Annotated in this window: 20 protein-coding genes; 12 read left to right on the top strand and 8 right to left on the bottom strand. The window is 64.1% G+C overall.

Going from position 1 to position 20,747, the window contains the following annotated elements; genetic code table 11:
• Nucleotides 1-113 precede the first annotated feature (113 nt).
• From WG209_RS03175 to WG209_RS03140, 8 genes are all read left to right on the top strand, one after another.
• Complete coding sequence (locus WG209_RS03175) at nt 114-359, top strand: type II toxin-antitoxin system prevent-host-death family antitoxin (protein WP_337173550.1); 246 nt, start codon at nt 114-116, stop codon at nt 357-359.
• On the top strand, nt 359-811 hold the full coding sequence (locus WG209_RS03170; protein ID WP_337173549.1) for a type II toxin-antitoxin system VapC family toxin: 453 nt from the start codon (nt 359-361) through the stop codon (nt 809-811). The genes WG209_RS03175 and WG209_RS03170 overlap by 1 nt, the downstream gene beginning before the upstream one ends.
• A 121-nt stretch (nt 812-932) precedes the next feature.
• Complete coding sequence (locus WG209_RS03165; RefSeq protein WP_337173548.1) at nt 933-1,706, top strand: prepilin-type N-terminal cleavage/methylation domain-containing protein; 774 nt, start codon at nt 933-935, stop codon at nt 1,704-1,706.
• A 436-nt stretch (nt 1,707-2,142) separates the two neighbouring features.
• Nucleotides 2,143-2,793: a ParA family protein gene (locus WG209_RS03160; protein WP_337173547.1), complete on the top strand. Its 651-nt coding sequence runs from the start codon at nt 2,143-2,145 to the stop codon at nt 2,791-2,793.
• The gene (locus tag WG209_RS03155) at nt 2,765-3,067 is read left to right on the top strand and encodes a hypothetical protein (protein ID WP_337173546.1); all 303 of its coding nucleotides are present in this window, start codon (nt 2,765-2,767) and stop codon (nt 3,065-3,067) included. Before WG209_RS03160 ends, WG209_RS03155 begins: the two co-directional genes overlap by 29 nt.
• A gap of 87 nt (nt 3,068-3,154) precedes the next feature.
• Complete coding sequence (locus WG209_RS03150; protein WP_337173545.1) at nt 3,155-4,084, top strand: replication initiator protein A; 930 nt, start codon at nt 3,155-3,157, stop codon at nt 4,082-4,084.
• A gap of 1,588 nt (nt 4,085-5,672) precedes the next feature.
• Nucleotides 5,673-7,370, top strand: a complete 1,698-nt coding sequence (locus WG209_RS03145; RefSeq protein WP_337173544.1) for a hypothetical protein — start codon at nt 5,673-5,675, stop codon at nt 7,368-7,370.
• Nucleotides 7,371-7,488: 118 nt separating this feature from the next.
• A complete protein-coding gene (locus WG209_RS03140) occupies nt 7,489-9,600 on the top strand; it encodes a GNAT family N-acetyltransferase (protein ID WP_337173543.1) in 2,112 nt (703 codons plus the stop codon).
• Nucleotides 9,601-10,183: 583 nt separating this feature from the next.
• On the opposite strand, the gene WG209_RS03135 is transcribed toward WG209_RS03140, so the two are convergent.
• Nucleotides 10,184-10,453, bottom strand: a complete 270-nt coding sequence (locus tag WG209_RS03135) for a PDZ domain-containing protein (protein WP_337173601.1) — start codon at nt 10,451-10,453, stop codon at nt 10,184-10,186.
• Nucleotides 10,454-10,483: 30 nt separating this feature from the next.
• Nucleotides 10,484-12,049, bottom strand: a complete 1,566-nt coding sequence (locus WG209_RS03130; protein WP_337173542.1) for a hypothetical protein — start codon at nt 12,047-12,049, stop codon at nt 10,484-10,486.
• Nucleotides 12,050-12,331: 282 nt separating this feature from the next.
• On the opposite strand from WG209_RS03130, the gene WG209_RS03125 reads away from it, so the two are divergent.
• Nucleotides 12,332-12,715, top strand: a complete 384-nt coding sequence (locus tag WG209_RS03125; RefSeq protein WP_337173541.1) for a helix-turn-helix transcriptional regulator — start codon at nt 12,332-12,334, stop codon at nt 12,713-12,715.
• 26 nt (nt 12,716-12,741) lie between these two features.
• On the opposite strand, the gene WG209_RS03120 is transcribed toward WG209_RS03125, so the two are convergent.
• The 3 genes from WG209_RS03120 to WG209_RS03110 form a co-directional block, all read right to left on the bottom strand.
• Complete coding sequence (locus WG209_RS03120) at nt 12,742-14,139, bottom strand: AAA domain-containing protein (RefSeq protein ID WP_337173540.1); 1,398 nt, start codon at nt 14,137-14,139, stop codon at nt 12,742-12,744.
• 15 nt (nt 14,140-14,154) lie between these two features.
• Nucleotides 14,155-15,198, bottom strand: coding sequence for an AAA domain-containing protein (locus WG209_RS03115; RefSeq protein WP_337173539.1), 1,044 nt, complete (start codon nt 15,196-15,198; stop codon nt 14,155-14,157).
• 730 nt (nt 15,199-15,928) lie between these two features.
• A complete protein-coding gene (locus WG209_RS03110) occupies nt 15,929-16,360 on the bottom strand; it encodes a hypothetical protein (protein ID WP_337173538.1) in 432 nt (143 codons plus the stop codon).
• Nucleotides 16,361-16,845: 485 nt separating this feature from the next.
• On the opposite strand from WG209_RS03110, the gene WG209_RS03105 reads away from it, so the two are divergent.
• On the top strand, nt 16,846-17,844 hold the full coding sequence (locus WG209_RS03105; protein ID WP_337173537.1) for a DUF2934 domain-containing protein: 999 nt from the start codon (nt 16,846-16,848) through the stop codon (nt 17,842-17,844).
• Between the two features lie 53 nt (nt 17,845-17,897).
• On the opposite strand, the gene WG209_RS03100 is transcribed toward WG209_RS03105, so the two are convergent.
• The 3 genes from WG209_RS03100 to WG209_RS03090 are packed head-to-tail and all read right to left on the bottom strand — an operon-like array spanning nt 17,898 to nt 19,704.
• Nucleotides 17,898-18,734, bottom strand: coding sequence for a hypothetical protein (locus tag WG209_RS03100; RefSeq protein WP_337173536.1), 837 nt, complete (start codon nt 18,732-18,734; stop codon nt 17,898-17,900).
• The gene (locus tag WG209_RS03095) at nt 18,731-19,015 is read right to left on the bottom strand and encodes a hypothetical protein (protein ID WP_337173535.1); all 285 of its coding nucleotides are present in this window, start codon (nt 19,013-19,015) and stop codon (nt 18,731-18,733) included. Before WG209_RS03095 ends, WG209_RS03100 begins: the two co-directional genes overlap by 4 nt.
• A complete protein-coding gene (locus WG209_RS03090) occupies nt 19,012-19,704 on the bottom strand; it encodes a hypothetical protein (RefSeq protein ID WP_337173534.1) in 693 nt (230 codons plus the stop codon). The genes WG209_RS03095 and WG209_RS03090 overlap by 4 nt, the downstream gene beginning before the upstream one ends.
• Nucleotides 19,705-19,882: 178 nt before the next feature.
• On the opposite strand from WG209_RS03090, the gene WG209_RS03085 reads away from it, so the two are divergent.
• Entirely contained in the window at nt 19,883-20,479 is a 597-nt protein-coding gene (locus WG209_RS03085; protein ID WP_337173533.1) for an HNH endonuclease signature motif containing protein, read from the top strand.
• Complete coding sequence (locus WG209_RS03080) at nt 20,476-20,709, top strand: hypothetical protein (protein WP_337173532.1); 234 nt, start codon at nt 20,476-20,478, stop codon at nt 20,707-20,709. The genes WG209_RS03085 and WG209_RS03080 overlap by 4 nt, the downstream gene beginning before the upstream one ends.
• Nucleotides 20,710-20,747 lie beyond the last annotated feature (38 nt).

Genomic DNA, 20,747 nt, shown 5'->3' with positions numbered 1-20,747 from the left:
CTTCGCCGAAAACCGACATCGCTTCAAGCCCCTTGTGACGACGAAGAGCTTGTCAAAATGGGCAAGAGAACCTAGACTAGCTGATTAGACCAGTCTAAGGCAAGGAGTGTATCATGGAATCAGTAGGAGCTTACGAGGCGAAGACGCATCTTCCTCAGTTGCTCGACCGCGTAGCGCGCGGCGAGGAAATCCAGATCACCCGCAACGGCCGCCCTGTCGCCCGGCTGGTGCCGGAGCCGGGCGAGGAAGCGGCCGACGTGCGTTCGGTGATCGCCGAAATCAGGGAATTCCGCAAGGGCAGGAAGCTCGGCGATGGCGTCACTCTCCGGGATTTGATCGACGAAGGAAGGCGGGTCTGATGGCCAAGGCGAAAGGACGCGCCGCCAGGCCCAGCGAAAGCTTCGTTCTGGACAATTGCATCGCGATGGCGTGGAGTTTCGAGGATGAGGCGGATGCCTACGCCGATGCCGTGCTGGATCGGCTGGCGACCGAACGGGCGATCGTCCCCGCCCTGTGGCCCCTGGAAGTGGCCAACGCCCTACTGATGGGTGAGCGGCGGAAGCGCTCCACCGAAGCCGAAACGATCAAATGGACCGGCATCCTGGCTTCGCTGCCGATTGTCATCGACAGCGACACCAACGCCCACGCCTGGACGGATACGCTGAACCTGGCGCGTGGCCATCAACTCACGGCATACGACGCCGCCTACCTGGAGCTGGCCATTCGCCGCGGGCTTCCGCTCGCCACGACGGACGGAAAGCTCAAACTCGCCGCCCAGGCGGTAGGCGCTCCGCTCTTCGACCCAGCGTAGCATCGGCCGTCGCGGCGGCAAGGAGCAAGCGACACGTGCTGCTTAACGCCCGCACGCTGACCGAGGGGGCGAAGCGGTGGTTAACCTCGCGTTAACCGCCTCCCTGCTATAGTGACGCCGTATGGAACAAGGAACTAACAGCGGCTTCACGCTGATCGAGCTGTCCATCGTGCTGGTCATCATCGGCCTGCTGACAGGCGGCATATTGGCCGGACGTGACCTCATACGGGCGGCGGAGCTGCGCGGCCAGATTCGCCAAATCGAACAATACAGGACGGCCGTTCACACATTCAAGGTCAGGTACGACGGCCTGCCCGGGGACGTTCCCGGTCAGAATTTCGGATTCGCGGCACGGTCGGGCACCAACTGCAGCGGGAACAACGACGGGCTCCTGCTGTCATGTTTCAATTACGCGGCGGTCCCTTGGGCGGGCTCCTTGAATCTGGGCGGCGAGGCCACGCTGTTTTGGAGCGACCTTGCGGCGGCGAGCCTGATTACTGGGGCATTTTCAACGTCGAGCGGCATCGTGCCCAACGTCCAGGCCTCCCAAATGGCGAGCTATCTGCCAGCCGCCAGCCTCGGCGGCAAGCACTTCATCCACGTGTTTAGCGACGGCGTGGTGAATTTTTTTGCGTTGTCGCAATTCACGAGCACCACGGGATCCTCGCAGTTCGTCGTTAATTACGGCTTGACCGCCGCCGACGCTTTGGCGCTCGACTCCAAGGCGGATGACGGCCTGCCGGTGACTGGCGACATCGTGTCGATATCCAGCCCCGTTTCGGTCCAACTCTGGAATCGTCCCGATCCATCCGGGGCCGCCGGGCTTTGCTCAGATGGAGTATCATATAACGCAACGAACAACAATCCCCGTTGCAGCCTGAGGTTCGCGTTCTAGGAGCAGATGCTTCGGACCGGCATCGGATTGACGCTGCAGCGCCGTGCTGCGCTAAGCCTCTTCGCCTCCCAGAGAGGCTGCATGCCGCCGCTCGGCCGCTCCTCGGCGCGGTTTCCACCCTGGCTGCCTTCCGATTTGGGCGCTCCCTGAGAAGGACGGGGCGTTACGCGTATCCGCGCATACGCTTGAAGGGTGATCGGCGTGCCACCGTACACCCTGATGGGAATCCATGGACGCGTACGCCCGTACCCGATGATCCGCGTGCAGTGGCATGCGCGTCCCATCGCTTACCATGACGCGGAGTGCATGGTAATCATTTACTTTGGTGTACGCGTATGCTATTGCAAGGTCACACCCTGACCCGGTGCGCCGCGTATCCCATCCCACCTGTACGCGATTGCACGGGGAGCCTTGCATAACAGCCAGCGAGTTTCCGATGCGGATCATTACCTTCGTCACACAGAAGGGGGGGGCGGGGAAGACCACCCTCGCCATCAACTGCGCCATTGCGGCCGAGTTGAAGAAGCACCGAGTGCTGATCCTGGACTTGGACCCGCAAGCCTCATCGGAAGGCTGGTATCAGGACCGCGAAGCCGATTCGCCCAAGCTGGTGAAAATCGATTCCTGGTCGCTGCCGGACGCCATCGCCAAGGCCAGCTCCGCCGGATTTGATCTGGTCATCATCGACACGCCTGGACGGGATGAACCTTCGACCACCGCCGCCATCCGCTGCGCCGATTTCTGCATCATCCCGTGCCGCCCCACGCCGGTGGATTTGAGAGCCGTGCCGCCGACGGTGGCCACCATCAATCGCCTGTCCAAATCGGCGGTGTTCGTGCTGACGCAGACGCCGCCGCGCGGCGAGCGGTTGCGGGAGGCGGAAGCGGGGTTGAGCATGCTCGGCATCGTGAGCCCGGTGCGCATCGTCACGCGCGCCGCCTACCAGGACGCGCTCGGGGCAGGCCTGGGCGTCATGGAATATGAGCCGGAAGGGAAGGCGGCCGCCGAAATCCGTCAGTTGTGGAACTGGATCGAAAAGAAAATGGAGAAGATTGCCTATGACAGTGAAAAAACGCACATCGCTTGATTCCATCCTGACGCGCAACCTGGAGCAGGAGCAACCGGCGACGGCGCCGATTGCGGTGGCCGCGCCGGCTAGGAGCGAGCCGCAGCCGGCCGGCAACCGTGCCGGCGTCAAGCAGCAGACCGCGTATCTCTCCATCCCGATCTACGAGCAGCTACGTCGGCTCGGGTTTGAGGAACGGAAGAAGATGCACGATTACCTGATCGAAGGGCTCGATCTGGTCTTCCGCAAGCGGGGCTTGCCCGGCGTGGACGAACTCAAGGGCAAAGAGGGATGACCGTGCGCCCGTATCCGAGGGGCAGGGCGTGCCGGCAGGCAAGCGTAAGCTCCCAGCCGTGTAAGGGCTTGATGGCGTACGCGTATCATGGCTAAGCGCCCGCCGCCGCCGAGCGACAGCCAGCCGGACCTATTCGCGGCCAGCTTTGCCGATATCCCGATCCGCGATCAGCGCGACACGATGGAGCGGCCGTTTTTCAGCCTGGCCAAGAAGCCACGCCATGCCCCGATCGAATACCAGGTGGGCGATGTGTGGGTGGAGGTGAGCGCCAACCCGAAGTTCGGCATGGCCACCATCTGGGATGCCGACATCCTGATTTGGGCTTCTACCCAGGTGACGGAGGCGCTGGACCGCGAGCTGAAACCGTCACGCACCATCCATTTCCATCCCTACAACCTCCTGAAGGCGATCCGCCGCGAAACCGGGGGCGAGCATTACCGTCGGCTGCGCGCGGCGCTGGACCGGCTGACGCATACCGCCGTTCGCACGAATATCCGCGGCCACGGCAAGAAAAAGATCGCCTCCTTCCACTGGCTGGAAAGCTGGACGGAAGTGATCGACGAGGCGACGGGCGAAACCACCGGCATGACGATGACGCTGCCCGATTGGCTCTATGACGGCGTGCTGATGCGGGGCGGGGTGCTCACCATCCACGAGGATTACTTCCTGCTCACCGGCGGCATCGAACGGTGGCTCTACCGCGTGGCGCGGAAGCATGCCGGCCAGCAGGAGCTGGGGTGGAGCTTCACCATGCGGCAGCTCTTCGAGAAATCCGGCTCCACCGCCCGCTTTTCGGATTTCGCCATCGACGTGCGGAAGGCCGTGGAAGGCAATGCCCTGCCCGAATACAGCATGGCGATCCACAAGAACGACGAGGGGGAGGAGGTGGTCAATTTCGTCCGCCGCAGCCAATTGCCGGTAGAGGACCCCAATTTCGAGTCGCCCCGCTATTCGCGGCGACGCCTGGCGGGAGCAAGCGGCAGAAAATCCAAGCGATTCAGCAACATCGAACCGTAAGCGGTTCTCTGTGCCTGCGTCCGGCTCAATCCGGGGTAGTGGCCCGGCACGGTCGATTAGGCGCAGTTTTGGCGGTTTTTCGCCCCCGCGCGCACCTCAAGTACATAGGCTGAAAGCGTTTGGACAGTATTTTGTCCGTGAAAACGCCGGATTGGAGGCCTTGTGGGCACGCATAGCCTTGGATTCAGCCGGCACGGCCTATTAGGCGCATGCCGGACGGGGCGTCCGCACTGTGAAAAGTGGCGTGACGGCTGTGGATAGCGTCGGTCGATTAGGCGTAAACCACACGGTCGATTAGGCGCATGCAGGCACGTTCGATTAGGCGCAAAGACTCGGCCTATTAGGCGCACGGAGGGCCGAATTCTCGGGTTCGTTCAACTGGTTGCGACCCCCTTAACGTTTTAACTGTATTATCATACTTATAACTTACTTAACGGGTGGCCGTTGTGGATAACCCGTGGGAAGCGTGGCAACCGCCCGTCTTACGCCTGCACGCACGCACACACAGCACCCCGGCCGCAGGGCGCGAGAATCCACGCTGGCTTCGTCGGGCACATCCGATCCCATGCGTAACCGGATGCCGCTTCCCACGGCAGGCCCCATTATGGCGCGGACGCTGGAATTGGTGCGGTCTGTGGCCGGGGGAGCGGGAAGCGCTTCCCGGGCTGAAACCGAAGGATCTGGATTACCCCGGAAGGTCGGACGCCGATGGAAATGCGCCCGAAGCGCAGGCAGTTCCGCGGCCAGACTTGCTGCCACGGGTAACGGTGGCGCCCGTGCCGGAAGCGCACCGCCCGTGGTGGGAGAGGGGAGAGCTGCCGAGGGAATGCCCCGTATTCGCGATTAGAGGGCATGGAGAAGGGGGTTTTGGTGGTTCAGGCCACACCCCAGCCAGACGCTACTACTTCTTCTGTGCGGGCTTCTAATGCGGTTTCTCCGCCATCGCTCCCTGCCGGCATCGCCAGGGCGAGTATCGACCGGCATCCTGCCTGGATTTCGCCACCTGCGATCCGGCCGGTTGCGACGCACAGGAGCATCACCCGAAAACGGCTGATGCCTCTTCGGTCGCTTTGGCAGATTGTCTATTTACTCCGTGTTTACAAGAAAAATAAATCTTCCCAGAACCCCCAAGGTACGGCTGGAACGCGATGCTTCTCACGACGCAGGTTGGAGGCATAACGCCTCCACTAAGGTGTTGCCGAGCGTACCAGGGCGAGAATCGCCTGCACGATATGCGGCGGCAGAAGAGTCCATTTCTCCAGGACTTCGAGCAACTCCGGCGCGTGTGCCGCAGCCTCCCGACCCATTTCCGACCACCCACACCCCTGATTTCCGTAAAGGCATTGCATTGAGGGGGTTGCGGAATGCGTGCGGCGGGTGCAATTCCCGCCGCCTCCACTGAAAGGCCCCTTGCGAGTCATCGCAAGGGGCCTTTTCTTTTTGACTTACGTCGATTCTGCCGCCTAGCAAGGACTTGCGACTCGGGCTCGGTGTCAGATAGCGTGTCAGATAACGGCTTGCGGCTGTCAGATAAGCTGGTAGAATCCAGGGGCGATGACCTCCTGAACACCAGCATCGGACTGGACGCATGGCGACCCGAGATCGAGACCTCCGTCCCGACGCCCAGGGGCGTTACCGGCCCTACCTCGGCTGGAAGAAGGGAGCGGATGGCGTCCGTCGGCAGCACAGGTTCAACCTTGGGACCGACCGGAAAGAGGCCGAACGTCGGCTCGCCAAGTTGAGGGAGCTATACGAGGACAACTGCAAGGCGGGCGGCATGGACTGCTGGACCCCCTTGGGCCTCAAGTTCGCCGAGAAGGTCGCCCAGGGCGAATTCCGCATCCCGTACCCCGTGGGCGGCGAGGACTATTACGGCGAAGACCCCATCGTCGCCTACGCCCAGTGGCTCCACCGGGAACGGGGGCGGTTCCCCTCCGTAGACCTCGTTCCCGAGCACCCCGACATCTACGAGAAGTCCCGGCAGGTCTCGAAGTGGATCGTCGAGGGCCGGCTCCAGGGCTTGGAGCGAGAGATGCGTGAGGTGGGGGCGATCGAGCCGGGCCGGACGCTGCCCGAGCAACTCATCCCCGGCACGCTCCACGAGGCGCTCGACCACTATTCGGAGACGGTCCGCTCGCACAACGTCTTCCCCGGCACGGCCGACCTGAAGCCGTACGGGCGGCTCCGTCTCGAACGAGTGAAGCGGTTCAAGCAGGCCCACGACGACATCCCGCTCCACGACCTCACCTACGACGCCTGCACGGCGATGTTCGCCCATTGGCTGGGCCGCCCCGTCGGCCAGAGGGGGCCGACCAGCCGGGACAACTCTCGGCACCACGTCGGCGAGTTGATGCGGTTCTTCCGGTGGCTGGACCGCACCGACAAGTACCGCTGGCAGATGCCCAGGGGGCTTGACGGGCTCGCCCGCAAGGTCCCCAAGACCGACGCCGAGCGGAAGCTCTCGGTCATCACCAAGCAGGTGTACTCGGTCAAGGAACTGGCGACCCTCAATCGGCACGCCACGCCGCTGGAGCGGCTCATGCTCTATCTCGGGCTGAATTGTGCGATGGGGGCGTCCGAGATGGGCCGCCTCGTGGCCGGGGACGTCCTCCTCGGGCATGCCCACGAGCATGCCGAACGGCTGCACTTCGATTCCACGGAGGCCGACAGCTTCGTGCGGTTCCTGCGGCCCAAGACCGGCGTGTTCGGCGAGTGGCTCCTCTGGCCGGAGACGGTCGTCATGGTCCGCTGGGCGTTGGATCGGTGTCGCCGCATCGGCTCGGACTTGCTGCTCGTCTCGGAGGAGGGCCGGCCCTGGTACAACGAGGCGGCGAGCAACGCCCAGTACAAGTTCGCCAACACATGGACCCGGCTCCTGGATCGGGTGCGGAAATCTCCATCCTCTTCCGATTTTCGCAAGTTGCCGTTCGGGACGTTGCGTGACACCCTGCCGGACCTCCTTCGGCATCGGGTGGGGGACGACATGGCATCGCTGTGCCTGGCCCACGGCTCCCCGTTCCACGGGGACAACCTGCTCGAATGTTACGGCAACAAGCCTTACGGGAGGCTCCACAAGGCGTTGAGGGAGTTGCGATCCCATTACGCCGACGTCTTCGCCGCCGCCCCGGAAGACCCGGTCGAGGAGCAGAAACGATACATCTCGGTAGAGGTGCGTGACATGGTGAAGTCGCTCATCGCAGAAGGAAAATCGGCCCCCGAGATCGCACGGGAATGCGGCGTCTCTAACATGACCGTCTACCGTGTGATGGGTCGGTACGATTACTGACCCCCGCCTATCGCTTATAAGTCGGGAGGCGGCTCTAATGGGGCGACCGAGCGGCCATTCTCCATGCGGCGTATCTACTCGGGTCGATGATGTCCGGCTCAATTCCCAAGGGGTCCGAATGATTTCCATCGAGTCGATCGACGAGAAGTCACCTCACCTGGAGAGCGTGAAGCGACTCTGGCGGTCGAATTCGGATTGGCTCGGCTTCTATCCCGAAGGTGCGTTCCTCGACCGAGCCCGTCGCAAGGAAATCCTCGTAGCCCTCAACGACGACCTGTGCCTCGGCTACCTGCTTTACTACAAGACGGAGCGGAGGAAAGTTCGGCTCACTCACCTCTGCATCGATGAGGCTCAACGTGGCCGGGGCCTCGCCAGGCGGCTCGTCGAATCGCTCCGAAAACTGACCAGGGACTATCTCGGGATCGGCCTGTACTGCCGTCGTGACTTCCCGACGTGGTTCGCTTGGCCCAAGCTCGGGTTCGTGGCCTTGGCCGAGAAGCGGGGCCGGGGCGAGGACGGCGGCGAACTCACCTACTTCTGGATGTCGAACCTCCGGGCCAGCCTCCTCGGTGCCCCTCGGCCGGAAGAGGACGAGCGGGTCGATGTCGTCCTCGACGCCAACGTCTTCTTCGACCTGGACGACCCCGGCAGGAACGGGGCCGAGGAGTCGCAGGGCATCGTCGCCGACTGGCTCAGGCCGCTGATCCGGCCCTGCATCACCGACGAGGTGTTCAACGAGATCCAGCGGCAGGAGGACCCAACCCGCAGATCGGAGCGGCTTCGGGCCGCCAGGAGCTTCGACTCCCTGGAGTGTGCGACCGAGGACTTCCAATCGGCCGAGTCCGAGGTCCGTGCCCTGGTCGGCGACCCGAAGAACGCCAGGGACGAGGCCGACATCAGGCAGGTCGCCCGTGCCGTCGCTTCGAAGGCCGCCATCTTCGTGACCCGAGACGAGGCGCTCCTCGGGCATGCAGGCGTCGTCTACTCGAAGTACGGCCTGAGCTTGGTCCGGCCGGCGGAACTGGTCGGCCGCTTCGAGGAGTTGAGGAACGAGCCGGCATACCAGCACGAACGCCTCGCCGGCACTTCGATCGACAAGTTTCGGCTGAGTCGCCCGTCGGAGTGCGTGGTCTCGGCGTTCCAGGACTCGACGGGCGTCGAGAAGCGGTGGCACCTTGAGCAGAGGATCAACGCATACCTCTCGGCCCCCGACAAGTACAACTGTTTCCTGATCGCCGACGCCTCGTCCTCGCCCGACCGACGGTCGCCTCTGGCCTTCTACGTCGTCGAGCGGGCCTCCGAGCACGTCCTCAATGTCCCGCTCTTCCGGCTGGCCGCATCCGTCCGCACCACTCGGGCTGCGAACACCCTCTTCCGCACGCTCCTGGCGGGGATCGTCGAGCACGCCTGCGGGTCGCAGGCGAAGGCGGTGACCTTCGGGGAGACGTTGACAGATCCGGCCTGGATGGGGCCGCTGCGGGATTCCGGCTTCTTCCCGCTGGGTTCGGCGTGGGCGAAGCTGAGCCTGAGGATGGTCGCACCTCCCGGCCGCATGTCCCTCGCCATCCGTTCCGCCCTGGCCGACGCCGGGCTGGAGTGCAAGGAGTTGGCCGAGGTCGCAGACCTCCTGGCCGACGAGTCGATCCGGGGGGAACCCCTGGCCGCCTGGGAGGCCGAGCACCTCCTCTGGCCTGCGAAGCTCCTGGACTGCGGCATCCCGAGTTACATCGTCCCGATCCGGCCCGGCTGGGCGTCGGACCTCTTCGACTCGGGACTCGCCGACGGGAGGTTGTGGGGGGCGGACGCCGACCTGGCACTCAACCCCGAGTCGGTTTACTATCGCTCCGCTCGCAACGGCCCGTCACGGCCCTTCGGTCGAATCCTCTGGTACGTCAGCCAGGTCAAAAGGGACCCCGAGACCATGAGGATTCGGGCGTGCTCACGCCTGGCCGACGTGGTTGTCGGCCCGGCGAAAGATCTGTATCGGGAGTTCCGAAGGCTGGGCGTCTATGGCTGGGGTGACGTCTTGAAGACCGCCGACGGAGATCCTGAAGGCCGCATCATGGCGATGCGGTTCGACGACAACGAACTGTTTCCCAAACCCCTCAAGTGGGATGAATTTCAGGGCATCCTGGACCGGCACGGGAAGCGGACGAACGTCCAGTCGCCGGTCGAGATCCCCGAACCCGCCCTCGTCGATCTCTACCGGCGTGGTCTCGGGATCGAGTAACCCCGTCTTGCAGGCCGGAGCCCGATGTTGCTTCTGTTGTCGATCAATCCTCGCTTCGCCCACATGATCCTTCGTGGGGAGAAGTACGTCGAGCTACGGCGTCGTGCCCCACGATGTCCGACCGATTTCTGGCTCGCCCTCTATGCCACGACCCCGGAGAGGGCGGTGATCGGTGTCGTCAGGGCACGACAAGTCGTCGTAGCGACCCCGGAGGAACTCTGGGAGCAGGTCGAGGAGGGCTGCGGCCTAGGCGGTGATGAATATCGGCGCTATTACGAAGGGGCGAGGCGGGCGGTTGGGATCTGGCTGGAGGCTCCAATCTCGTTCCCGAATTCCGTGAGCCTGGAGAGCCTCCGCATCACATGGCCGGGCTTCCAGCCGCCCCGGAGCTTCGCCTATCTCTCACACGAACAAAGGCAGGACATTTGGAGCCATGCTGGGCGATGCGGCATCAGTGAGGCGGCGGGCTAGATCCTGGTGGATGGGGGTGTCGGTTTCCAGGTCGTTCGCCGTAGCTCGATCTGCTGCTTGGTACATCGGCGCTGCGTTCGAACCTCCGGTCGATCCCGCTCGACCTCGCTCCTCACTCACCTCTGACGACAACCCGCTTCTCCTGGCCACGCCTCTTCACGACGAACGGGACGTCCTCCCCCGCCGTGAGGTCTGACAGGCTATTCACCACGCCGACGACGTCCGAGACCTTCTCGCCGTCCATCGAGAGGAGGATGTCCCCGGCCTTCAGCCCAGCCTTCTCGGACGCCCCGCCACGAATGACGGCGTTGATCTTCACGCCGTCATTGTCGGCGTCCAGCGAGACCCCGAACGACGGCGTGACCCGGCCCCTGACGTCCAGCCTGGCGATCGATGCCGGTTCGTGGCCCTGCTAGTGGACGTTCAACTCGCTCCTCTGCCCGAGGATCGATGGGTCAGCGGGGACGTGGAAGGCGTACTCGGCGAGCTTCTCTGGCTCCAGCCGCCCCTCCAGCATGACGGACTCCTTGCCGGCCCTCTTGTTCACGATCGGCGTGAACGTGGCCCCCAGGCGGCTCCCGTCCTGCTCCCAGCCGGGATGCCTGGGCGAGACCCGGACCTGGAGCAGGCCCTCGGCGAACTTCAGCGTCAGGAAGACCGTGTAGTTATCGAACTTCTCGAAGTCGATCGTCGCCGAGAGGGGTGCCTTCTGATACCTCGGGAACGAGAAGCTCGACTTCTTCACCGGCCCCTTTCCCACCAGAATCGGCGTCAGCAACAGCGTTCCCGCCGTCTTATCGATCGAGAGGCCGTCGATCGGCATCAGGCTTCCATTCAGACCGGCGAAGTCGGCGGTCGTGGCCACATCGCCAAACGAGTAGACGACCCTGTGCGTGCCGTCCTCCTCCAGCGTCACCTTGGCGTTCGGGAGGCCGGCGATCGTGGCCGGCTTGCCCTGCGGATCATCGATGGGCGGGACCTCGCCCCTCGTGTCCACCGACAGCAGGCAATCACCCTCCTGGCTCAATGACAGCGAGACCCGGCGGACGGAGATCATCTCGCCTCCGGCCTCGTCCATCTCCGGTCCGTCGGCGGGGCGGGCGACGGCTTGGGCCTGGGCACCGAGCGTTGCGTACAGGGCGGGCGAGGCGTGCAGAAAAGACGGTGCCTCCATCGCCCGGCCCCAGGCTTCGGCGACGGGTCTCGGCAAGCGGTCGAAGGCCGAGTTGTGGAAGGCCCGATCGACCGGCGGCTCTCGCCAGTTGTTGTAGCAGATGGCCTTCACGCCCAGGGACGAGGCGTGCTTCAGGAAGGGTCCGTGCCAATCCTCCCACGACCTAGCCTCGCCGTTGAGCGGACCGCTCTCGGCGATCATCACGGGTTTACGGTGCTTCCGGGCTATGCGGGCAATCTCTCTGACGTGGGGCAGGTCCTTGTCGAACCAGTAGAAGGAGAAAGCCACCCAGTCCACGAGGTCGTCGCCGGGGTAGTATGAGGTCCACCGGGGATTGCCTGCGTTCCCGATGAAGTGGACGACGTAGGCGACGTTCATGACGCCCAGCCCCTCCCACATCTTGCGGATCTTCCGGTAGACGGCGATGAACTGCTGGGAAGTGTAGCCTTTGTTGCCGGGGAAGTCGCACTCGGTCCCGATGGTCACGAGGAGGGGATGTCCCCAGGCTTTGAAGGCTTCGCCAATCTTCTTGATCTCGGCGTCCTTCTTGCCTTCCAGGTACGGCTTCAAGGAGCCGCCCGTATTCGAGACGAGGTTGAAGTTGACGTGGAGGACGCCGTTCTCGCCCACGACCCCCCTGGCGTTGTGCCAGAAGAAATCCGTGTCGCCGTTGAACTCATACCAGAAGACGCCGCCGGCCGGGGTGTCCCCGGTGAGATGTTTGTACTGCTTGAAGCCGTCACTCCAGTCGCAGCCGATGAGGACCATCGTCTTGCCGTCGGGGGGCTCAAATTTGGCCCTCACGACTTCCCGCTCGCCGGCCGACGCCATGCCCGGTGGTGCGCAGATGAGAGCGATCGCCAAGAAGGCCCGGACTCGGCCCCGTGTGATCATCGTCATGGAAGGGCCACCGAAGAGATACTCGGCGGTTCCGTGAGAATCCAGGCTTCCGCCCGCCGCAGACGCTCCGGCGAGATCCCCGCCGCCCAGACCACTCTACTCGCAGCATCATGCAAGTCAACAAGACTGAATCGAGCCTCGTGTTCACTCCCGGCCGAAATCATTTCACGAGCGGGGACCGAGCGCATGGCGAGACCGAAGAGAAAAATCCCAATTGAGCACGAGCCGATCGTCGGCGTCTTCGCCACTCGGCTGCGGGAGGTGCGGCTCTTTCGTTGGCTGACGCAGATCGACCTGGCGAACCGGGCGATCGTCACCCCGACCTACATCGCCAAGCTGGAGGGGGCGAAAGTGGCCCCCGGCGTCGACCTCGTGGCTCCGCTGGCGAAGCCGTTGGAAACGTCGATCTCGGACCTGCCGGCCGAGGCCGAGACGCAGGACCCGCTGCCCTTGTTGAAGGAGCAGGCTCATAGACTCACCGAGGCGATGAAGGCGGCGGACAGGGACACGCTGCTGATGCTGGTGCCACTGCTGGCAAGGTTGCTGGAGTCGCCAACCAGGAGGCGATGATCGTTCGGTGGTTCAGGCCACGGAGTTCATGACCCGGCGAGCAGCGAGAACTGTGAAGTCTCCTCACATTGCGGGTAATTCTCGCAGCCGATGAACGGGCTGCCCTTGGGACCCGTGCGGGCCGTCATCGGATGCCCCTTCGAACACCTCAAGTCGTGCATCTGCACGAGGACCTTGGCGTCGGCCAACGAGAGCCGCCTACGGTGATAGCACTGGTGGACCTGGGCGTTCGAGCAGACCAAGAACAGCCCTTCTCCCTTGATCGACCTCAGCAACAGGTTGCCGTCGAAGCACTCCGGACAGAAGAACCGCTTCGCCTGGACCGGGTTCAGCGCCTCGTCGGCCAGGTGCGAGAAGGCGATCCGCCAGACCACCCTCGTCACGTTCGGCGAGCGCACCACGAGCCACCCGTCGCCGTACTTCAGGCAGAGATGGCCGCCCGCCATGAAGACCGCCGGGTTGTCCCGCCCCTGCCGGACGATGACGCCCCCCTCGGCGGCGATCGGGTCGGCCCGGTCCATCACCAGGAGCTTCCGGCTCGCCTCGACCCCGACGAGCCGCTCGGCCCCGGCCCGGACCGGGCCGCACTCGGTCGTGTGCGAGTAGATGGCGGGCAGGGCCTTCCGTCCGCCGTGCGAGAACTGCGCCAGGTCGCCGACCCGCTCGAAGCCGTCGAAGAGATCGGAGCAAGGCAGCCAATCGATCCCCCGGCCGAACTCACCCAGGAACGACCTCCAGAACGGGTAGCCCGTCGCAAGGGACTCCAGCATGGCTCGGCCGCCCAGGATCAGGAGCAGGTCCTTCGCCCGGCTGAGGGCGACGTTCATCAACTTCTGACAGTTCTCGTCGGCGAAGAAGGGGACCCCCTTGCCGGGTTGGTGGGTCGTGAGATCGACGACCACGGCCCCGCTCTCCGAGCCCTGCGAGCGGTGGATCGTGCTGGCGACGATCTTGCAGTCCGGGCGGCCCTCCTTCAGGTCGAACGCCAGGGCCGAGAGCAGCGACCGCTGGGGCCGGAACGGGGACAGCAGGAGCAGGTCGCCGTCCTCGCAGATGACGTCCGCCAGGGCGTGGAGGGCGGGGACCGCCGCCGGGTGGTAGTAGGAGCCCTCGGCCACGGAGTAGTGGGTCTTCCGCCACTCCTCGGGCAGTTCGACGAACACGACCAACTGCCCCCGCCGCCCCCGGCCGTGCCGCAGCCGGTCCCCGTAGGTCAGGCGGCTGACGAGCCCGCCGATCTCGTCGGTCATGCGGTATTGGGTCCCGAGCAGCTTAAGGCCCGACGCCGAGTCCTCCATCTCGACCCCGAACCAGCCATAGACGTTTCGCCCGAGCCAACGCTTCGCTTCGAGCGTGTCGGCCTGGACGATCGGCGGCAACTGCTTCGGGTCCCCGGCGTAGACGAGGTGCGAACCGGCCAGCATCGAAGCCGCCAGGGCCTAGAGCAGCGAGGCCATCGACGCCTCGTCGAGGACCACGACGTCGAACCGACGCCGCCGGAGTCCCTCGTCCAGGACCATCCGGGCCAAGGTGCAGCCCGTGACCCTGACGTCGGCGAGCAGCTTCGACGCCTCCGACTCGGCCATTTCGTTGAACCGCCGCACGACGCCCTCGCACTCGGCCAACTCCTGGAAATAGGCGTGCAATCGGGCGGTCGAGGGGGACTTCGTGGCGATGATCTCGTTGATCTGGGTGATCCGCCGCTGGGCCTTCGCCAGTCCCACGGCGAGGATGAGGTCCCGCTCGGCCAGCTTGCCTTCGAGGGTGAGCGTGCCCACTTCAAGGTCCAGAGAGGCACCGAGCCGCAGGAGGTGCTTCTGCTCATCGGCATCGACACGCCCGAGGACGGACCGCATCGCCACGTCCACGGCGGCGTTGGACGTGGAGACGACCAGCACGCTCATGCCTTCCCGCATCCAGCCGGCGACGGCGGCACCGATCGTGGTCGTCTTGCCCGTGCCGGGCGGCCCCCAGAGGAGGTACAGCGGGGTCGCCGCCATCTCGGAGATCGCCGTGCATTGATCCTCGTTGAGGCCCTCGACGTCCTGGGCCACGACCCAGGGCCGGGGCGGCAGGTCCTTCTTGTAGACCCGCCGGGCGATGGGGCCGGGGCTTTCGGAGACCGCTTCGAGGAACTCGCCCAGCGCCCGCAGGATGAAGGCCGGGTCGAGCGACATCCTCAGGAGCTTGGCGTCGGCGGGCAGGGCCTTGCGGCATTCGACGACCAATCCCTCGTCGTCCGCCTTGATCACGACCGCCGGGATCGAGTCCCTGGGCCGCTGCGTCTGGAACGTCACGGCCTGGTCGAGGGCCAGGTGGACCGGGGAGGAGAGGACCAGGCGGTAGACGAAGTGGCCGGGCTGGTCGGCGAGGTGCTCGATGGCGTCGATGTCGAGCCAGGAGGACTTCACCTCGTTCGATGTGGCGGCGATCTCGGCCCGTATCGCCTCCCGGATCGTCGAGCGATCAACCGGGTCGAACAAGGGCCTCGGGGTCGAAGTTCCGGGGGATGCGGACAGGGTGCTCATCAAACTACCCCAGGAGGGATTCGACCAACTGCCGATTCTTTTCGCCGTTCCTGCATCTCAGGAAAGCATACCTAAGGTCCGGTCGGTCCTCCAGTGTTCGAGTGCATGCGTGGAGTCAAATCGACAGGTGCGGGAAAGAACGTGCCGGTATAGCCCCACGGCTTCAACATGTTGATGTCGCTCGATAAGACACCCCGCAATTTCCGCCTTTAACTATGGTGAAGTGGTCGGCGACGATCAGGTCCACCTCGTCAGGGGATCAGGGATGCCCACGCTCGATGGCTCCCTCGGCCTCTTCCGACGCCCCTTCTTGTAGACCGTGAAGCCGTGCAGAAGCACGTCGTTCGTCTGACAGGGGGCCTCGCCGCCCCTGAACTCCTCGGGACCCAGGACCCGCCCGGCCAGGGGGCGGTACGCCAGGCCGACGATTGCCTGGGTGGGTATCGCCTGCCCTCGTGGACGAGTTCGCAGCCGGTCGGTGTCCCGAAGGGGTGATCGATCCCTGCGTCCAGGTCGGCGAGCGCCCGGAGGACATGCTCTCTCGTCAGGCCCTTGGGGATCGACTGGGGCATAAGTCAACTTTCCTCTTGGCCTGCGACGGAGGTCCTTCCTCGTCCTACTAACTGAAGAACGTGAGGGACGGCCAGGGGGCCTGTACGGAGCGAAGGGCTGCCGAACCTGTTGGCTAACCGCCGGTGCCCGGCGGGCTCCCCTGACCTTGACGACCGTGGGCGTTCAAGAGGAGTCGGCCTAACTGGGTGATCTCAATCTCCTTCGCCGAGGTCAGGTGGCCCTCGGGATACTCCCGGATGAGGCCGGCGTTCCGAAGGGGGCGCAACTCTAAGTAGTGATCGTGGTCGTAGTCGATTAGCCTGCCGTCGCCGAGCCTACCTAGCCAGGCCCATTGCTCGGAGGACAGCTTCCGGCCTCGGAAGTTCTCCTCGATGGTGGCTTGGACCTGCGGCAAGGTCGTCTCGATCTCGACCCCGAATATGTTGAGCTTGATGGTCGAACTCGGGGCGATCCCGGCGATCACCGAGCGGTACATGACGGCGAAGGTCAACGCCACGACCGGCCAGGCCAACACCCGCAAGAATTCGAGGGCGATCGTGATCACCTACTTCTCCCATACGTGACCAACGAGCAGAACGAGCGGCAGATAAGCCAACGGCTGCCACGGACCAAGGTTTACCGGATTGATCGGGACAAGCAAGGCCCTGGTTCGGCAAGTCACGCTGGCCACCCTCCGGCTCTGGGCTGGGTGTTTCACGGTCCATGGCTCAAGCCGGAGGCGTGGCTCTCCAGGGGCATGACGCAGGCCGACCCGGATCACCAGGGCCAGCCACGTCGAACCTGATGACATAGGTCGGTGGCTGACCGACCTGTCACCCGTCGGCGGGCCTGTCCTCGGCCCGTACCTGAAGCGGAGCGAGGCCCTGGCGGCGGAAGTGGAGTGTTTGGAGGTGAACTGGCTCGGGTGCAACGTGCGGTCGGATAGCCTCTCGTGTTGCAAATAATGCCAGAAGTTTGTTAAGTGTTGATGCCCCATTAGGTGCCAGCGATGGCCGCAACCAGTAGTTGGGTTCGAGCCGAGAGGCGACAATGCTCGTCCGCATTCTTCTTGATACCTGCACCGTCCGTAACCATCTGCACGCCACCGGCAGCCAACTGGACTTCGGAGCGATCCTATCAAGCACGGAACAGCTTCGGTTCTCAATCCCTGGTGCAGTCTGGGTCGAGTTGCTAGAGCAACTCACCGAGGGGAGGGTGGCTTGGACAGAGTGGTCCAACAGGATGCCATCCATCGACTCGATCTTGGACCGGCGGTGGCCGTTATTGCCGACCGGACGACAGTTAGCCGCCCTTGCTGAGACGCAGACCGACATATCTGTCGATATCGAGTCTGAACAGCGGTATCTTCGGGCAGTATGGAGTCTCCAACGCTATGCCACCAGCACGGCTGACCTACAGCGTGGCGGGTGGTACGAAGGTGCGGACGGTAAAAAATACGCCTTCAAGCTCGAACTCTCAAAGCTCCAGGCCGCTGCGACCGCCGAGCGTGAGTCGTGGCGGAACTACATCCAGCACATTCAGTCGCTCTTGCCTTCACTGGGCATGACCGGGGCGACCGAAGAGGTCATCCTGGCGCTGATGAAGCAGGGCCAAGGCACTTACCCCGGCGATCCGCCTGACCTCGCCGACAAGCTCGACTCCGCTGACCGAATGATCGCCCGACTTGTTTCCCAGGCGCTTAAGAAGCGAGACCCTTACAATCCCTCCACCGATAAGCGACGAGGCGATGCTTTCGATATATCACTCCTCTTCAACGTCCCGCTGCCGAGTGTGATCTGCACGGCCGACGAAAAGTTCGTCAACCGCCTTCGGGACACCGGCGCTTCCCACTCACGACAAGTCGTCACGGTCAACGAGTTGAACGACCTCGTGGGACGCAACGGTGTCGGGGCGTTGGTGAGCGACTTCCGAACCCCAGACGAGCAGCACCGAAGGTGGAGCGTGGCGGCTTACTTTAACTGGATAAAGCGTGGCCGACCGTCCAACGATGATCAGCATGACTGGCACGAGGCTGAGCCTATCGCTTAGGCGAGGCTGATCGGCTTGTTGAAGCGTTTGCCCCGAGCGTGGGGCACTCGTTGTTATCGCCGAGTCGGGATGTTCGCCAGCCTGACCTTCCCCCTACCTTCCTGTCTGGAAAGCTCTTCAGACAACACCGGATACTCCCTCGCAAAGCCCTCGGGGTCGAAGTCCGGGCGGCAGACCAGATCCTTGTTCTGGAGCACGAAGAAGGCGTTCAACCTCGACGAGGGGGCGAGCAGGCCGACGTTGTAGAAGTCGAAGTCGGGGAGGAAGACGGCCTTCTGGGGGGCGAAGGCATTGTAGACGTAGTAGAACGACGTCTGGCCGACGATCTCGGTGAACAGGGCCGCTGCCGCCAAACACTTCCCGGCCCTGGCATCCTGGGTATTGCACAGGGTTTTGAGGTGCCGGTTGTAAGCCCCGTACTCGCCACGGGCGGAAAATGAATGGCCGCCGCCGAGGTGGGCGATGGCGTCGTGGACGCCCCTGATCATCACGTTCTGGTCGTTCGTGTAGACCGGGTGGCCCTGCTGCTTGGCGTCCTCCTCGGGGCCGGGCGGCTCGGCGTAGACGAACATGTCGGCCCGCCGCTTCCCGGCCTGTCGCTGGGCGTCGATCGAGCGGCGAAGCTGCTTGAGGCTGGCGTAATGGTCGCCGGACGAGGGGATGAAGTTGAAGTCGTGCCTGAGAAAATCGCTCTGGCGGGCCATCTTCCTGGCCAACTCCTGGAAGGCAGGCAGGGCTGCGGGGTCGCTGACTGGGGCGAGTTTGTAGCTCGCAGCGACGAGCCGCTGGAAGACGCCTCCCTTGTAGTTGCCCGCCAGGGCCAGCGTCTCGTCCAACAACCAGTCCTTGAACCCGAGCCCCGCCTGTTGCTCCATCAAGTCCCCGCTCACGCCCCGTCCTTCCCGGCTCGCCTGGCCAGATAGTCATCGACGTCGAAGCTCTCCTTCCCCTGGAGCCGGAGGTGGTGGCCATACCACTCGGCCACGGTGCCCGTGGAGGACGACGCCAGGACCTCCTCGGCCAGGCGGATCTTCTCCTCGACCGTCATCGCCCCCCGCTCCCGGCAGAGGGCCTCGAACCGGGTCAACTTGCCGAAGTGCTTGAAGAGTTCCGCCCTCAACCCTTCAAGCCGCCCCTCCGGCCGGTCCTGATCGATCACCTCGTCGCTCATGGCTTGTCCCTCACGGTGAACCTGCGTCCCGGCTCTCCCTTGATGTTACCCAGGTCGTCGGGTCGATCGAGCGGGTCGTTCATGCCGGGTGTCGCCCTCGGCCCGTACTTCATCTGCGTGTAGGCCGGCTCGCCCCTCCTCGGACCGGCGGTGCCCCCGATGTTCTCGCCGATCTTGTAGTCGGCGGGGCTCGTGGGCGACTCGCTCGCCAGATGGAACAGGAACGCCTGCGGCATGTCCGGCAGCTTGACCGCCGCCCCCCATTGGGTGTGGGCGAAGGGGCCAGGCCCCGACTCGGCCGTCGGGTTGAACAGGAGTTGCCTGATGTGATTGAGGAACTCGGCCTCCGACATCTTCCCCATGGATTGGACGACCAGGCTGACCTCCTTGTTCATGTGGACCTCGCCGTCCTTCTCCTCCTGACCGGCCCCGATGACGGGGTAGTACGAGAGTCCCCGCCGTCGGACGTTCGCCGTGAGCCGCCGGTTCGCCTCGGCGTTGAGCTTCCGACGTATCGCCTCCGGGTAGGGCCTCCCCTCGGGGTCGAGGAGTTCGCCCCGCCAGGCGGTCAGGGTGGCCACGGGCCTGTCCACCGCTTGCGGCAGGAATTTGCCCAGCGAGCGGGCGAACGACCGGCGGGCGGCCATCTCGTGGAGGGCCAGCCATTCCTCCAATCTCATCATTGCCATGCCCTATCTATGGCAGGGCACCCCGAGAATTCAGAGGCGGCTGGGGATTTCCTGAGGCGACGGGTCGGTTCAGGACTGTCGATCGCTTCGACGACGCCGCCCGACCTCGCTTACACATGTTGAAGAAGATCGCCTCCGCTGGCGATGAGGATCGTCGCCCAGCCGGCTACATACGGGCATGGACGACTACTTCCGCCCAATCGAGGGCTACCCCGGCTACAAGATCAATCAACAAGGACATGTCGAATCCTGCTGGACCCGTCGTGGTCGGGCGGTCGTGCTGGCCGAGAAGTGGCACCTTCTGAAGCCGATCCGCCGCCAAGGATACTGCACGGTGAACTTGGCCAGGGGCGGCAAGAAGACGGCCCTTCGAATTCACAGGCTCGTCCTGGAGGCGTTCGTCGGGCCTTGCCCCGTGGGGTTGGTCGGCTGTCACAACGACGGCAACCGATCGAACAATCTTGTCGAGAACCTGAGGTGGGATACCCACCAGTCGAACGCCGACGACGCCCTCCGTCACGGCACCAGGGCCAGGGGGTCGAGGTGCGGGGCGACGAAGCTCCTGGAGGACGACGTGATCGAAATCAGGCGGATGAGGTCCGAGGGCGAGACCTTCGGCGACCTGGCCGCTCGCTTTCAGGTCACGAAGGAGAACATCAAGGCGATCGTAAACGGCCGGTCTTGGAGGCACCTACTCGATGGCCACGTCGGTGACGACATCAAGGGCCTGGTGGACCTCGAAGGGCGAGGCCCTGGGCCGGGGGCGGTGGCATGATGAGCTTCTTGGAGTACGTCGCACGCCGTCAGAAGGCGGGCTTGCCCGACCCGACGACGATGCTGGCGTTGCTGGGGGTAGACCCGCACGGCCCGCACGAGATCGACGTCCTGAGGATGGTCAAGGACGAGAAAAAGCGGGCGGCCCAGGCACCTGCGATAGCCACGTCTAAAGACACATCAGAGGCTAGCTTTCGAGGTCAGCGACGATCCGGCCCGAAGGCCAGGTGATCGATGGTCCCGCTTATTGCCATGGCCACGGGCACAAG

The sequence above is a fragment of the Paludisphaera sp. genome, assembly GCF_037189885.1.
Taxonomy (GTDB): domain Bacteria; phylum Planctomycetota; class Planctomycetia; order Isosphaerales; family Isosphaeraceae; genus Paludisphaera.
Note: the sequence above shows the minus strand (reverse complement) of the source record. Positions and strands in the feature narration are given on the sequence as shown.

Coding starts and splice junctions, on each gene's coding strand:
- WG209_RS03175 (WP_337173550.1), top strand. CDS start 114: ATGGAATCAGTAGGAGCTTACGAGGCGAAGACGCATCTTCCTCAGTTG.
- WG209_RS03170 (WP_337173549.1), top strand. CDS start 359: ATGGCCAAGGCGAAAGGACGCGCCGCCAGGCCCAGCGAAAGCTTCGTT.
- WG209_RS03165 (WP_337173548.1), top strand. CDS start 933: ATGGAACAAGGAACTAACAGCGGCTTCACGCTGATCGAGCTGTCCATC.
- WG209_RS03160 (WP_337173547.1), top strand. CDS start 2,143: ATGCGGATCATTACCTTCGTCACACAGAAGGGGGGGGCGGGGAAGACC.
- WG209_RS03155 (WP_337173546.1), top strand. CDS start 2,765: ATGACAGTGAAAAAACGCACATCGCTTGATTCCATCCTGACGCGCAAC.
- WG209_RS03150 (WP_337173545.1), top strand. CDS start 3,155: ATGGCTAAGCGCCCGCCGCCGCCGAGCGACAGCCAGCCGGACCTATTC.
- WG209_RS03145 (WP_337173544.1), top strand. CDS start 5,673: ATGGCGACCCGAGATCGAGACCTCCGTCCCGACGCCCAGGGGCGTTAC.
- WG209_RS03140 (WP_337173543.1), top strand. CDS start 7,489: ATGATTTCCATCGAGTCGATCGACGAGAAGTCACCTCACCTGGAGAGC.
- WG209_RS03125 (WP_337173541.1), top strand. CDS start 12,332: ATGGCGAGACCGAAGAGAAAAATCCCAATTGAGCACGAGCCGATCGTC.
- WG209_RS03120 (WP_337173540.1), bottom strand. CDS start 14,139: ATGCTGGCCGGTTCGCACCTCGTCTACGCCGGGGACCCGAAGCAGTTG.
- WG209_RS03105 (WP_337173537.1), top strand. CDS start 16,846: ATGCTCGTCCGCATTCTTCTTGATACCTGCACCGTCCGTAACCATCTG.
- WG209_RS03095 (WP_337173535.1), bottom strand. CDS start 19,015: ATGAGCGACGAGGTGATCGATCAGGACCGGCCGGAGGGGCGGCTTGAA.
- WG209_RS03090 (WP_337173534.1), bottom strand. CDS start 19,704: ATGGCAATGATGAGATTGGAGGAATGGCTGGCCCTCCACGAGATGGCC.
- WG209_RS03085 (WP_337173533.1), top strand. CDS start 19,883: ATGGACGACTACTTCCGCCCAATCGAGGGCTACCCCGGCTACAAGATC.
- WG209_RS03080 (WP_337173532.1), top strand. CDS start 20,476: ATGATGAGCTTCTTGGAGTACGTCGCACGCCGTCAGAAGGCGGGCTTG.